11 protein-coding genes are annotated in these 12968 nt (G+C 72.0%); 9 read left to right on the top strand and 2 right to left on the bottom strand.

What is annotated here, in order from left to right; translation table 11 throughout:
- Positions 1 to 50 precede the first annotated feature (50 nt).
- From FM119_RS12460 to FM119_RS12440, 5 genes are all read left to right on the top strand, one after another.
- A complete protein-coding gene (locus FM119_RS12460) occupies positions 51 to 986 on the top strand; it encodes a carbohydrate ABC transporter permease (protein WP_087138480.1) in 936 nt (311 codons plus the stop codon).
- A complete protein-coding gene (locus FM119_RS12455) occupies positions 983 to 1906 on the top strand; it encodes a carbohydrate ABC transporter permease (RefSeq protein WP_087138479.1) in 924 nt (307 codons plus the stop codon). Before FM119_RS12460 ends, FM119_RS12455 begins: the two co-directional genes overlap by 4 nt.
- Positions 1903 to 3615, top strand: coding sequence for a glycoside hydrolase family 13 protein (locus FM119_RS12450; protein ID WP_087138478.1), 1713 nt, complete (start codon positions 1903 to 1905; stop codon positions 3613 to 3615). The genes FM119_RS12455 and FM119_RS12450 overlap by 4 nt, the downstream gene beginning before the upstream one ends.
- Positions 3616 to 3718: 103 nt before the next feature.
- Complete coding sequence (locus tag FM119_RS12445; RefSeq protein WP_087138477.1) at positions 3719 to 7066, top strand: family 49 glycosyl hydrolase; 3348 nt, start codon at positions 3719 to 3721, stop codon at positions 7064 to 7066.
- 177 nt (positions 7067 to 7243) lie between these two features.
- Positions 7244 to 7828, top strand: a complete 585-nt coding sequence (locus FM119_RS12440) for a PepSY domain-containing protein (RefSeq protein WP_087138476.1) — start codon at positions 7244 to 7246, stop codon at positions 7826 to 7828.
- Between the two features lie 132 nt (positions 7829 to 7960).
- On the opposite strand, the gene FM119_RS12435 is transcribed toward FM119_RS12440, so the two are convergent.
- The gene (locus FM119_RS12435) at positions 7961 to 8464 is read right to left on the bottom strand and encodes a small multidrug efflux protein (RefSeq protein ID WP_087138475.1); all 504 of its coding nucleotides are present in this window, start codon (positions 8462 to 8464) and stop codon (positions 7961 to 7963) included.
- A 225-nt stretch (positions 8465 to 8689) separates the two neighbouring features.
- Here FM119_RS12435 and FM119_RS12430 point away from each other — a divergent pair, with 225 nt between their 5' ends.
- The 3 genes from FM119_RS12430 to FM119_RS12420 all read left to right on the top strand — a co-directional run bounded on the left by FM119_RS12430 (position 8690) and on the right by FM119_RS12420 (position 10929).
- Complete coding sequence (locus FM119_RS12430; RefSeq protein ID WP_143822714.1) at positions 8690 to 9949, top strand: sensor histidine kinase; 1260 nt, start codon at positions 8690 to 8692, stop codon at positions 9947 to 9949.
- Positions 9946 to 10548, top strand: coding sequence for a response regulator transcription factor (locus FM119_RS12425; RefSeq protein WP_087138473.1), 603 nt, complete (start codon positions 9946 to 9948; stop codon positions 10546 to 10548). The genes FM119_RS12430 and FM119_RS12425 overlap by 4 nt, the downstream gene beginning before the upstream one ends.
- 114 nt (positions 10549 to 10662) lie before the next feature.
- Positions 10663 to 10929, top strand: coding sequence for a DUF7218 family protein (locus FM119_RS12420; protein ID WP_087138472.1), 267 nt, complete (start codon positions 10663 to 10665; stop codon positions 10927 to 10929).
- Between the two features lie 54 nt (positions 10930 to 10983).
- Here the strand turns inward: FM119_RS12420 and FM119_RS12415 are convergent, their stop codons facing one another.
- Positions 10984 to 11766, bottom strand: a complete 783-nt coding sequence (locus FM119_RS12415; protein WP_087138471.1) for an isocitrate lyase/PEP mutase family protein — start codon at positions 11764 to 11766, stop codon at positions 10984 to 10986.
- 131 nt (positions 11767 to 11897) lie between these two features.
- Between FM119_RS12415 and FM119_RS12410 the strand changes: the two genes are divergently transcribed.
- Positions 11898 to 12920, top strand: coding sequence for a Gfo/Idh/MocA family protein (locus FM119_RS12410; RefSeq protein WP_245827487.1), 1023 nt, complete (start codon positions 11898 to 11900; stop codon positions 12918 to 12920).
- The last annotated feature ends 48 nt before the right edge of the window (positions 12921 to 12968 follow it).

Raw genomic sequence — 12968 nt, 5'->3', positions numbered from 1 at the left:
GGCGGCGAATGCGCCGCCGCCCGCCCCTGGCAGGAGAAAGCAGCAGCATCATGACCTCAGCAGCCACCGCACCGCCGCGGCGTCGCTCGCGACTCGAACCGGCCGGGGGGTACTGGGCGTACCTGATCCCCGGGGCCATCGGATTCGCGGCCGTCGTCCTCATCCCGTTCGGGATGAACATCTACCTCAGCCTCACGCAGTACCGCGGCGTCGGCACACCGGTGTTCATCGGGCTGGACAACTACGCCAGGCTCGCGGCCGACCCCACCTTCTGGGCGTCGTTCGTGAACAGCATCGTCTTCATCTTCGCGATGGCGATCATCCCCACGGCCCTCGGCGTCTTCGTCGCGGCCGTGCTGTTCGACTTCATCGCCCCGCGCTTCGGCACCCGTGTGTCCAGCATCATGCGGGCCATGTTCTACCTGCCCCAGATCCTGCCCATCGCGGTGGCCGGCGTGCTGTGGAAGTGGATCTACCAGCCCGAGTACGGCGTCGGGAACAGCATCCTCGACAGCATCGGCCTCGGAGCCCTGAGGCAGAACTGGCTCGGCGACTCCGACACCGCGATCTGGGCGGTCGTCAACGTCCTCATCTGGCTGCAGATCGGCTACACGGTCGTGCTGTTCATGGCCGGCCTGTCCCGCGTCGACCCGGCGCTGTACGAGGCCGCCGAGCTGGACGGCGCCGGCTGGATGACGCGGTTCCGCATGATCACCCTCAACCAGCTGCGGCCGGAGATCGCCGTCGTCATCATCACGACCTCCGTCGCGGCGCTCAAGGTCTTCGCCCCTATCTTCGTGCTGACCAAGGGAGGGCCGGGAACGAGCACCATGGTTCCGTCGTACTTCTCCTTCTCCAGCTTCTTCACCACCTCCCAGGTCGGGTACGGAGCGGCCGTCGCCACCGTGCTGGCCCTGGTCATCACCGTCATCGCGGTCGGATTGCTGCTGTTCCAGACCCGGAACACGGAAGGGTTCGAGAAATGACCGTCATCAAGCCGGGCCGCGCGCCGGAGAGCGCGCTGCTGCCTCCGGCGACCGGCGCACCCGTGCCGCGCCCGAAGAAGCGCAGGGGCAGCCGCAGCCGCCGGGGCGTCAGCGGCTGGGTCGTGCTCGTCGTCATGGCGGTGTGCGCGCTGCTCATGCTGTTCCCGTTCTGGCTCGCGCTCATCAACGCCTTCAAGCCGGCGGAGGAGTACCTGCAGACCGGCCCGACCTCGCTGCCGACGACACTCGACTTCAGTGCGCTCGTCGCGTTCTGGCAGAGCGTCGACTTCAACCAGAAGCTCGTCAACAGCGTCGTCATCAGCGGAAGTGTCGCGCTCATCGCCGCGGCGATCAGCCTCGTCAGCGCCTTCGCCATCGGCATCGGCCGGGTCAAGGGCCGCGTGTGGATCCTCGCGATCTTCATGCTCGCCTTCACGATCCCCCAGGAGGCGCTGGTCTACCCGCTGTTCATCCTCACCAGGGAGCTGGGCCTGTACGACACTCAGCTCGGGGTGATCATCATCCTGTCCGTCCTGCAGAGCGCCTTCGGCACCTACATGCTCGCCTCGATCCTCGGGGCGTTCCCTCCGGAGGTCCTCGAGGCCGCCCGCATCGACGGGGCATCGCGGTTCCAGATCCTCACCCGGATCGTGTTCCCCCTGACCCGGCCCACGCTCGCCGTGCTCATCACGTTCTTCTTCATCTGGACGTGGAACGACTTCTTCCTCCCGCTCGTGCTGCTGCCGAGCGCGGACAACCAGACCGTCTCCGTCGCCCTCGGCGCGCTGAGCGGCCAGTACACCAGCGACCCGACCTCGCTCGCGGCCGCATCCCTGGCAGGCATCCTGCCCGCCCTGATCTTCTTCCTTCTCTTCCAGCGCACCCTCATGCGCGGAGTCAACCTCGGAGCCGTCAAATGACCGACACCGCCCTCGCCCCCCTCGCCGCCCCGACCGACGACGACTGGTGGACCTCCGCCGTCGTCTACCAGGTGTACCCGCGCAGCTTCGCCGACTCCGACGGCGACGGCGTCGGCGACATCAGGGGCATCATCGGCAAGGTCGACCACCTGCAGCGCCTCGGCGTGGACGTGGTCTGGCTCTCGCCGGTGTACACCTCCCCGCAGGCCGACGCGGGCTACGACATCAGCGACTACCAGGACGTCGACCCGGTGTTCGGCACGCTCGCCGACATCGACGAGCTCATCGCCGAGCTGCACTCGCGCGGCATGCGCCTGGTCATGGACCTCGTCGTCAACCACACCTCGGACGAGCACCCCTGGTTCAGGGAGTCCCGCTCCTCCATCGACAACCCCAAGCGCGACTGGTACTGGTGGCGCGACGCCCGGCCGGGCAGCACGCCGGGTGAGCCCGGCGCGGAGCCGACCAACTGGGAGTCGTTCTTCTCCGGACCCACCTGGACGCTCGACGAGGAGACGGGGCAGTACTACCTGCACCTGTTCGACCCGAAGCAGCCCGACCTCAACTGGGAGAACCCGGAGGTGCGCCGCGCGGTCTACTCCATGATGCGCTGGTGGCTCGACCGCGGCGTCGACGGCTTCCGGATGGACGTGATCAACCTCATCTCCAAGGACACCGCGCTGCCCGACGCCGAGCCGGACCCCCGGACCGGCAGGGGCGACGGCTTCCCCCACTACGCCCACGGCCCCCGGCTGCACGAGTACCTGCAGGAGATGCGCCGAGAGGTCTTCGACGGCCGCCGCCCGCTCATCACCGTCGGCGAGATGCCCGGCGTCGACGTGGACGAGGCCCTGCTGACGACGGACCCGGCCAGGCGCGAGCTCAACATGGTGTTCCAGTTCGAGCACGTCGGCCTCGACCACGACGGCAACAAGTTCCAGCCCGTTCCGCTGGAGCCCGGTGCGCTCGCCGACTCGCTCTCCGGCTGGCAGGAGGCCCTCGGCGAGACCGGCTGGAACAGCCTGTACCTGTCGAACCACGACCAGCCGCGCGCGGTGTCGCGCTTCGGCGACGATGGTGAGTTCTGGCGCGAGTCGGCCACGGCGCTGGCGACCATGCTTCACCTGCAGCGGGGAACGCCCTATATCTACCAGGGCGAGGAGATCGGCATGACCAACGGCTCCTTCGACGACCTGGACGCCATCCGCGACGTGGAGAGCCTCAACTTCCGTGCCCGCTCCGCCGAGCTGGGCCTGACCGCTGAGCAGACCCTCGAGCGCATCCGGCGCGGCGGACGGGACAACGCCCGCACGCCCGTGCAGTGGGACGCGGGCGAGCAGGCCGGGTTCAGCACCGGAGCCCCGTGGATCGGCGTCAACCCCAACCACTCGTGGCTGAACGCGGCCGCGCAGTACGACGACGAGGGCTCGGTGTTCAACCACTACCGTCGCCTCGTCGCGCTCCGGCACGAGAACCCCGTCGTCGCGCGCGGCGACTTCACCCGGGTCGACGCCGGCGATCCGGCCGTGTTCGCCTTCGAGCGGCGGCTCGGCGACGAGCGGCTGCTCGTCGTCGCCAACCTGTCCGGGGCGGGCGTCGACGCGGAGCTGCCCGCGGACTGGGCCGGCGCGAGCCAGGTCCTGGCCAACTACCCGGACGACGGCGCGGCGCGCCTGCGCCCGTGGGAGGCACGCGTCCTCGCGGTCTGACCGCACCGGCGCGGCCGGGGACGGTGATCCCCCGGCCGCGCCGTCCACCCACGACGATCACCACTCCCGTCTCACGACAACGACGTTCTGAAGGGACACGACAATGACCGCACTCTCCGCCCGCCCGGCTCAGCGCCGCCGACGAGGAGGGGTCGCGCTCGCCGCGCTGGCCGCCCTCGTCTTCGGCTCGCTCGGCACCGCGGCAGCATCCGCACCCGCGGCCGCCGCCGACGAGGCGCCCACCACCTGGGGCCACGACAACGCGATCGCCACGACCGGCCCGATCGCCGACGACCAGGTCAGGCAGTCGCCGTTCTACTCCGCCTCCGTCGCCAGCGCGGCCGACCCCGCCGCGGGGAACGACTCCTTCGTCTACCTCAGCGTTCCGCGCTCGGGCAACGGCAAGATCGGCTACACGGAGCAGGACGGCGCCGAGTTCGCCGCCGACGCCGGGCTCTCGATGAGCTGGTCGAGCTTCGAGTACAGCGCCGACGCGACCGTCGACGTCTCGCTCACGACCGGCCAGACGATCGACTCTGTCGACCAGGTGACGATCAGGCCGACCGACCTCGGCCTGCACACGGAGCTCGTCGACGACACCACGGTGCGCGTCACCGTTCCCTACAGCGAGGGCGGCTACCGCTTCTCCGTCGAGTTCGACCCGCAGCTGTTCACGGCCTACAACGACATGAGCGACGCCAGCGGTTTGCTCACGACCGAGGCCGAGGGCAACAGGGCCGTGCACACCGAGCCGCGCAACTCCCTCATGGTGTTCGCCAACGCCGCCCCCGACCAGGCCGAGACGGAGCGCACCATCCCCACGGAGGCCGACGGCAGCATCCACCGGCCCGCCGAGGGGCGCGTGAACGACCTCAACGACATCAGCGAGGAGATCATCTACTTCGAGCCAGGCGTGTACGACATGGGGTCCGACTACCACGCGGTCCTCCCGGCGAACGTGCGCTGGGTGTACCTGGCTCCCGGCGCCTACGTGAAGGGCGCATTCCGCTTCGCCGACAACACCCAGCCGCACTACAAGGTCACCGGCCTCGGCGTGCTCTCCGGCGAGCAGTACGTCTACGAGCCCGACACCACGAACGGCTACGAGCACAACGTCAACGAGAACTGCCACTCCGACTGCGTGAAGATGCTGCAGTTCGAGTCCTCCGACGACGCCCAGCAGCTGGAACTGCAGGGCGTGACCATCGCGAACCCTCCGTACCACTCCTTCGTCGTCTACCAGCACGACGACATCGGCGAGGTCCTTGTCACTGACTTCACCATGACCGTCGACGACTACAAGCAGGTCGGCAGCTGGTACTGGCAGACGGACGGCATCGAGCTGTACCCCGGCGGCCGGATGTCCGACACCTTCTTCCACGCCAACGACGACGTCCTGAAGATGTACCACGACGACGTGCAGATCCAGAACACCGTGATCTGGAAGAACGAGAACGGTCCCGTCGTGCAGTGGGGCTGGGGCCCGCGCGAGATCGACGGCGTCTCCGTGACGAACACCGACGTCATCCACAACCGGATGTACTGGAAGGACGTCAAGTACAACACCTGCGTCTTCAACTCCTCCACGCACTGGGAGGACATGTCGGCCACGGACCGCGCCGACCCGACCCAGACCGTGCGGAACATGACGTTCACCGACACCAGGGTCGAGGGCAAGGTCAACTGCGCCGTGCGGCTGTTCGCGATGGCGAACACCGAGAACATCACCATCGACGGACTCGACATCGACGAGTGGAACGACCTGGACCCCTCCTCGCAGGCGAGCAAGTTCTCGACGTTCACCAACAGCGCCGGGGAGCGGGTGACGCTCGGCGACGAGATGACCGAGGGCAACGGCCTGCTGCTGAACAACTACCGCGTCGGCGGCGAGACCATCCTTAAGGCCGGTGACAACTGGGCGAGCACCGAGCTCGGCCGGCTCGACTTCGACGCGGACACCTGGGACAGCTGGAACGCCACGGGCGACGATGCGCCCACCGGACAGGCCCCGAGCCTCACGCTCGACGGCCCGGCCGACGGGTCCATCGCCGACTCGCGCTCGCTCACGCTGCGCGGCACCAGCGACGCGGCACGGGTCACGGTGTCGGTGAACGGGCAGGCGACGGAGGCCGAGCTCGTCGACGGCTCCTTCACCGCGGCGGTGACCCTGCCGGAGATCACCAACCGTCTCGTCGTGACGGCGCGCTCGGCCGATGACGGCATCGCCGTGGAGCGGCGCACCGTGACGGCGCTCGGCTCGCGCCTCGGCCACCTGACCGACCCGAGCGGAGACGACGTGGGCCAGGGCGACTACACCTACCCGACGAACAGCGCCTTCAACCCCGGCAGCCTCGACCTGACGGGCTTCGACGTCTACGACGACGAGGGCACCGCGCGCTTCGTCGTGACGACGGAGGGGACGATCGCGAACCCCTGGGGCGGCGACGGGATGAGCACCCAGAGGGTGAACGTCTACCTGCGCGACGCCGCGGGGGAGGAGCCCGCTCCCGCTCCCGCCGCGCGCTCGGGTCTGCTCCGTGCGGCCGATGAGTCGGCCGCGTCGACACCGCTGCTGCCGGGGACGAACATGTCCGGCGACGGCGAGTGGTCCCACGCGATCGTCGCCGACGGGCGCTACGCCGACGCCCGCTTCGGCACCGGCGTGTACGACGCCGAGCAGGAGCGCGTCGGGGACGCCGCACTCACCGTCCTCCCCGCGGGGACGATCATCGCCTCGGTCGACGACGAGGTGTTCGAGGGGGTCGACCTGGCCACCGCCGAGTACCAGGTGTCCATGCTCAGCGGTGCGGAGGAGGGCGAGGGCGTCGGCGGCGTCCGCCCGGTCTACAGCACCTCCTGCGCCGCGGGCGAGGGCTGCCCCGACTTCGTCGGGCCGTTCCGCTTCGGCGGGGGCGCCGGTGACTGGACGGACGCCAACGAGGCCAGGGACACGGTCACCGACGACGCGAACGCGATCGACATCATCTCCGGTGACCGCGAGCAGTCAGAGGTCATGGACTACACGGCCGGCCCGGTCGTCGTTCCGTTCCTCGCGCTCGCCGCGGTGACGCCCGAGGAGCCGGAGCCGGGCGAGACGGAGCCGCCGACGGGCGGCAGCGACACGGACGGCTCGGGCTCGGGCGCGGACGGCTCGGGCTCGGCGGGCTCCGGTGCGGACGGCTCGGGCTCCGGCGCGGACGCCTCGGCCGGTTCCGACTCCGACGGCTCCGATTCCGCCACCGGTTCCGACGGATCCGAGGCGACGGCCGGCTCCGGTGACGCCGACGGAACCGCCTCTCCCGCCGCAGCCTCCGCCGACGATCTGGCCCGCACCGGAACGGATGCGGCCGTGGCGGCACTGCTCGCCGCGCTGCTGCTCGGCGTCGCCGGGTTCGCGCTGATCGCGCGGCGCCGCCGGAACGGCGCGGTGCCCGCGGACGGCACCGAGTGAGAGCCGCGGACGACCGCGTGGCGAACAGCTGACCGCCCGCCCGCAGCGGCGTGACCGACGCCCGGCCCGTGACGACCACGGGCCGGGCGCTCGGCGTTGGCTCCCCGCCGCAGGATTCGCTGTGCGGCGGCCGCTGAGCCTTGTCGGCCGGCCGGCGCGGCCGGGACAATGAGGCGCATGGAAACGACACGTCTGCGCCCCGCCCTCGTCCTCGCCCTCGGCTCCGCCCTTGCCCTGAGCGCCTGCTCGGGCGACCCGGCGGCCGAGTCCCCGGCCGGGGCAGGCGCGACGGGGACCGCGGCGCCGAGCGCGAGCGCCTCCCCCGCCGGGACCGCGGCCGCCCAGCCGGCGACGGACGACATCGCGGCCGTGGTCGCCGCGGCCGAGGGGGCGGTCGACGGCTCGCGTGCCTGGGAGCTCGACTGGGAGGAGGGCTCCTCCGAGTGGCAGGTCCTCGTCGTCTCCGGGGACCGCAGCACCGAGGTCCGGGTGTCCTCCGACGGCACCGAGGTCCTCGGCCAGGGCGACGAGGACACCCTCGACGCGGACGACAGGGCCGAGATCGACGCCGCGGGGATCGGCCTGGTCGAGGCGGTCGACGCCGCCAGGGCCGAGGTCGAGGGCACCGTCGACGGCGCGGCCCTCGACGAGGAGAACGGCACCGTCCGGTGGGAGGTCGACATCCGCGAGGGCGAGGCCCTGCGTACGAGCGACGTTCTCGTCGATGCGGCGTCGGGGGAGGTCCTCAGCGTCGAGCGCTGATCGCCGTCCACCCGCTGCCGCCCGTCGTCGGGCGGCGGCGAAACGATGACGGCCGGGCGCCGCTCGCGCCCCGCCGCCCGCTCGCGCCCCGCCGCCCGCTCGCGCCCCGCCGCCCGCTCGCGTCCCGCCGGATCAGGCGCCGGCGAACCGCAGCACGCCGGTGAGGATGAGGGTGAACAGCGTCGTCCACATGACGATCGCCACACCCTGCCAGAGCAGCACGCGCCGTGTGCTCACGCCGGCGCCGCTGAGCATGACGGCCGTGAACTGCGTGGGCAGCAGGAGCGGCCCGAGCAGGCTCACGCCGGGGACCCCGTAACGGGTGAAGGCGCGCTGGAACTTCTCACGACGGGGCGAGGTCTCCGCCGTGCCGCCGCCCCTCCGTGTGGTCACGGCGCTGCGCACCCTCGAACCGATCAGCACGACGACCGCCACGCAGAGGAAGTTCCCGACGATCCCGGCGACGGCGGCGACGACGGGGTGGATCCCCCCGATGATGCCGATCGAGGCGGAGCCCTCGCCCTCGATGAACGGCACGGCGCCGGCGAGCGCGACGATGAGCGGCTGGACGGGGTCGGGGACCTGGGCGACGAGCTCCTGGAAGTTGACGATCAGATCGGTGAGGGCGTTCGACATGGCGTGGGCCTTTCGCTGCGGACGGTCGGAGGGGCGGATCGCTGTCCGAGGGGATCGCGCCCGTCGCCGGGGCCGGGATGCCCGGAGGGGCGGTGGCCCCATCGGCGGCGACGGTGTCCAGTCCACCGCGGACCGCGCTCCGGCGGCAGTGCCCCGGTGTCACCGCTCGGCGGGAGCATCGGCGGGCGAGGCCATGACATCTGTCATGGCCGTAGGGTGGGCGTCGTGAGCGTCACGACCCCCCTGACTGAGACCGTCCCGCCGACAGGAAGGGGCGTGGTCGCGACGTGGTGGTACACCTTCGGCTCGGCCATGGTCGTCTCCGTCATGGTGCTCCTCGCCTGGGGCCTGACGCTGTTCCGGCCGCAGGCGGACCCGGCCAGGGTCGTGCTGTACGCCGTGGGGGCCGTCGTCTGGCTGGTGGCGCTCAGCGTGCTCGGCACCCACTACTGGCGGATGCCTCCCGGAGAGCGGGTCGCCCTGCGCTGGTCGCGGACCACGGCGTGGACGCTCATCGGCGCGCTTGCCGCCGTCGCGGCCGGCTGGGGGGCGCTCAGCGTGACCCTCGCCTGCTCCCTCGTCGCCGTCCCCGTCTGCATCCTGCCCTGGCCGCGCGGCGTCCGTGGCCGGGTGACGGCGCTGTGGACCGTCGTGATCGTGCTCGTCGCCTGGGTCGAGTTCGACCGCCTGCTCGAGGGCGTTCCCGTTCTGGCGCTGCCCGGGTGGCTGGCGATGATCGCGTTCGCCATGCTGCTCCCCGCCACGGTCGTGAGCATGTTCTGGTGGTGGGACATCGTCAGGGCGCTCGACTCGGCCAGGCACGCCGAGTCCCGGCTCGCGGCCACCCAGGAGCGTCTGCGCATGGCCAGTGACGTGCACGATCTTCAGGGGCACCACCTGCAGGTCATCGCGCTCCAGCTGGAGCTCGCGGAGCGGCTCATCGGTCAGGACGCCGCGGCCGCCCGTGATCAGCTCCGCGCGGCGCAGCGCTCCGTCGACGAGGCGCGCGCGGGGACAAGGGACCTGGCGACGCGGTTCAGGGGGGTGCCTCTGCCCGACGAGCTGGCCAACGCCGCCGACCTGCTGACCGCGGCGGGCATCGCCGTCACGGTCCGCGTCGACGGGGAGGCGCGCGGCGCCCCGGGGGAGGTGCTCGGCCCGGTCGTCCGCGAGAGCACGACGAACATCCTCAAGCACGGCGGCGGCCGGACCGCGGCCCTGGAGCTGCGCCGGGACGGCGACGACTGGCTGTTCCGCGCGGTCAACGACGCGGAGACTGCCGAGGACGACGGGGACGGGGACGTGCGTGTGGGCGGTCACGACGGCGCCCCGGCCCGGGACGGCGCCGCTCGTCGCGAGGGAAGCGGCATCCCCGGCATGGCGAGCAGGGTGGGGGAAGCCCGCGGCCACCTCTCGACAGGCGGGGGCGACGGGACGTTCGTCCTCGAGGCCCGGGTCCCCCGCGGTGCGGAGGGGGCAGCGTGATCCGGGTGCTCATCGCCGACGACGAGGACATGATCCGCACGGCGCTCGCCGCGCTGCTGCGGCTCGAGCCGGACATCGACGTGATCGCCGAGTGCCGTGACGGCGCCGAGGCGGTCGAGGTGGCCACGCGCCTGACCCCCGACGTCTGCCTCTTCGACGTGGAGATGCCGGGGATGGACGGCGTCGACGCCGCCGCCGTGCTGCGGCGGACCGTGGCGACGCGGATCGTCGCCGTCACGCGGCACGCCAGGCCGGGGGTGCTCCGCCGCGCGCTGGCCGCGGGGGTGCACGGCTTCATGCCCAAGTCGCGGAGGGCGCAGGACGTCGCCGAGGTGATCCGTCAGGTCGCCGGGGGCCGCCGCTACATCGACCCGGAGGTGGCCGCGGACGCCCTCGCCGACGAGCGCAGCCCCCTGACCGACAGGGAGCTCGACGTGCTCCGCGCCGGCGCAGGGGGCGAGACGATCGCCCAGATCGCCTCCACCCTGCACCTGTCGCCGGGGACGGTCCGCAACCACGTGTCGTCGATCCTCGGCAAGCTGCACCTGCGCACCCGCCAGCAGGCGGCCATCGAGGCGCGCGAGCGCGGCTGGATCTGAGCAGCGGACGGGCGGACGCGGGGTCGCGGTCCGCCCCGTCTCGGCGTAGCGTGGCGCACACGAACGGACGGCCCGTCGCGCCGGTCGTCCCCGACCGTCAGAGGAGGGCGAGACATGCCGAGACGACAGAGCCCGTCCGTGAAGGACCCGGAGCTGTACGACGCGCTCCGCCGTGAGGGCGCCTCCGAGGAGAAGGCCGCCCGCATCGCCAACGCGGCCGCGAGGGACGGCCGATCCCGCGTCGCCGAGCGCGGAGGGGAGGCGGGGTCCTATGAGCAGTGGACCGTGCCGGAGCTGCGCCGCAGGGCGAAGGAGCTCGGGCTGACCGGCTACTCCGGCAAGCGCAAGGACGAGCTCATCGAGGAGCTGCGCTCCCACTGACGACGGGGTGCCGCTCCGTGTGGAGCGGCACCCCGTCGCGGGCGGACGGCCGGGTCAGTTCAGCTCGGGGGTGTCCTCGGGGATGACGCCGGAGCCGTAGAGGTCCGTGGCGAGGTCGCGAAGCGCGCGCAGCGCCACGCGCTGGGTCAGCGGGCCGTAGGACACGCGGGCGACGCCCAGCTGCTGGAACTCCGCGGCGGTCAGCGCGCCCGGAAGCCCGATCACGGAGAGCTTCCCCTCGCCGAGTCCGGCGACGAGCGGCTCCACGGTGGAGCGGTCGATGGCGCCGGGCACGAACACGAGCGAGGCGCCCGCGTCCAGGAACGCCCTGCCCCGCGCGATCGCGTCGTCGATGCTCTCGCCGATCGGCCGGTCGCCGCCGCGCACGATGGCGTCGGTCCTGGCGTTGAGCTGGAACGCGACGCCTTCGGCCTCGGCCGCGGCGACGATGGCGCGCACCCGCTCGACTGACTCGTCGAACGGGCGGAGCCTGTCCTCGACGTTCGCGCCGACGACGCCGAGTCCGATCGCCCGGCGCACGGTCTCACCCGGGCTGTCGTAGCCGTCGTCGAGGTCGGCCGTGACCGGCAGCTCCACGGCGTCGACGATCGTCTTGATGCCGGCGAGGGCGACGTCGAGCGGCATCCCTCCGTCGGGGTAGCCGTGGCTCGCGGCGATGGAGTGGCCGGCCGTGGCGATGGCCTCGGTGCCGGGCGTCGCGGCGACCGTCGCGGCGCTGATCGCGTCCCAGACGTTGACGACGCGGAGGATCTCTGGTGCCTCGTGCAGCTCCTTGAGCCGGAGGGCGCGGGCGATGGTGGTGTCAGTAGCAGCCATGCCCCCAGGCTGGCAGATCGCACCCTGACGGACAAGGACGGCGACCCGGCGTGACGGGACCCGCGGGACGCTCGCGTGCGCGGTCCCCGATGCGGTTGACTGGGACCGACCGCCCGATCGAAGGAGACCCCGTGCGATCCCTGCCCTCCGACCCCCGCTTCGAGACCGATGCCGGCGAGCCCGCGCTGCGCTGGGGAATCCTCGCGCCCGGCGGGATCGCCGCCGCCTTCGTCCGCTCCCTTCGGCACACGGTGCAGCGCCCCGTCGCCGTCGGCTCCCGATCGCTCGACCGGGCGCAGCGCTTCGCCGCCGAGCACGGGATCGAGTCGGCCTACGGCTCCTACCGCGAGCTCGTCGAGGACCCCGAGGTCGACGTCGTGTACGTCGCCGCGCCGCACAGCGAGCACAGGGAGCTGGGGCTGCTCGCCATCGCCGCGGGCAAGCACGTCCTCATCGAGAAGCCGATGGCGACGACCGCGGAGGACGTCCGGCTGCTCGCCGCCGCGGCCGCCGAGGCCGGGGTGTTCCTCATGGAGGCGATGTGGTCGCGCTACCTGCCGCAGGCCGCGGTGCTGCGCGCCGTCCTGCGGGAGGGGCTGCTCGGCGACCCGGTCACGGTCGTCGCCGACCACGGGCAGCTCATCCCCTTCGACCCGAACGGGAGGCTCTATCGGCCGGAGCTGGCCGGCGGTGCCGTGCTCGACCTCGGGGTGTACGCGGTGCAGTTCGACTCGATGGTGTTCGGCGCGCCCCGCGCCCTCACGGCCGTCGGCACGGGAACGGGCACGGGGGTGGACGCGACGGCGACGCTCGTGCTCGACCACGGTGAGGGGCGCCAGTCGACCCTGACGACCAGCCTGGCGGCGGCGTCGCCCTCGCGCGCGTTCATCGCGGGGTCGCAGGCGCGCATCGAGACGGGCGAGCTGTTCTACACGCCGACCACGCTGACGCTCAGCGGGCCGGAGCTCGACGAGCCGGTGCGCTGGGTCGACGACAGCGGCAGGGACGGCCACCTCGGTCTGTCCTGGCAGGCCACCGCGCTCGCGTCCTTCGTCGCCAGCGGCCTGCGCGAGTCGCCGCTGCACACCCTCGCCGAGACCGCCGAGATCGCCGGGACGATGGCCGAGGCGATCCGGCAGATCGCCCCGGCCTGAGCCCCGTGGCCGCGTCGGTCCGCCGGACGCCCGACGCCCGAGCCCGTC

The organism is Mycetocola reblochoni REB411 (assembly GCF_900163835.1).
Taxonomy (GTDB): Bacteria; Actinomycetota; Actinomycetes; order Actinomycetales; family Microbacteriaceae; genus Mycetocola_B; species Mycetocola_B reblochoni.
The sequence above is the reverse complement of the archived record's forward strand: the minus strand, read 5'-3'. Positions and strand labels throughout refer to the sequence as shown.

Excerpts from the sequence above, each read along its gene's own strand:
- FM119_RS12460 (WP_087138480.1), top strand. The coding sequence starts at position 51 with ATGACCTCAGCAGCCACCGCACCGCCGCGGCGTCGCTCGCGACTCGAA.
- FM119_RS12455 (WP_087138479.1), top strand. The coding sequence starts at position 983 with ATGACCGTCATCAAGCCGGGCCGCGCGCCGGAGAGCGCGCTGCTGCCT.
- FM119_RS12450 (WP_087138478.1), top strand. The coding sequence starts at position 1,903 with ATGACCGACACCGCCCTCGCCCCCCTCGCCGCCCCGACCGACGACGAC.
- FM119_RS12445 (WP_087138477.1), top strand. The coding sequence starts at position 3,719 with ATGACCGCACTCTCCGCCCGCCCGGCTCAGCGCCGCCGACGAGGAGGG.
- FM119_RS12440 (WP_087138476.1), top strand. The coding sequence starts at position 7,244 with ATGGAAACGACACGTCTGCGCCCCGCCCTCGTCCTCGCCCTCGGCTCC.
- FM119_RS12435 (WP_087138475.1), bottom strand. The coding sequence starts at position 8,464 with ATGTCGAACGCCCTCACCGATCTGATCGTCAACTTCCAGGAGCTCGTC.
- FM119_RS12420 (WP_087138472.1), top strand. The coding sequence starts at position 10,663 with ATGCCGAGACGACAGAGCCCGTCCGTGAAGGACCCGGAGCTGTACGAC.
- FM119_RS12415 (WP_087138471.1), bottom strand. The coding sequence starts at position 11,766 with ATGGCTGCTACTGACACCACCATCGCCCGCGCCCTCCGGCTCAAGGAG.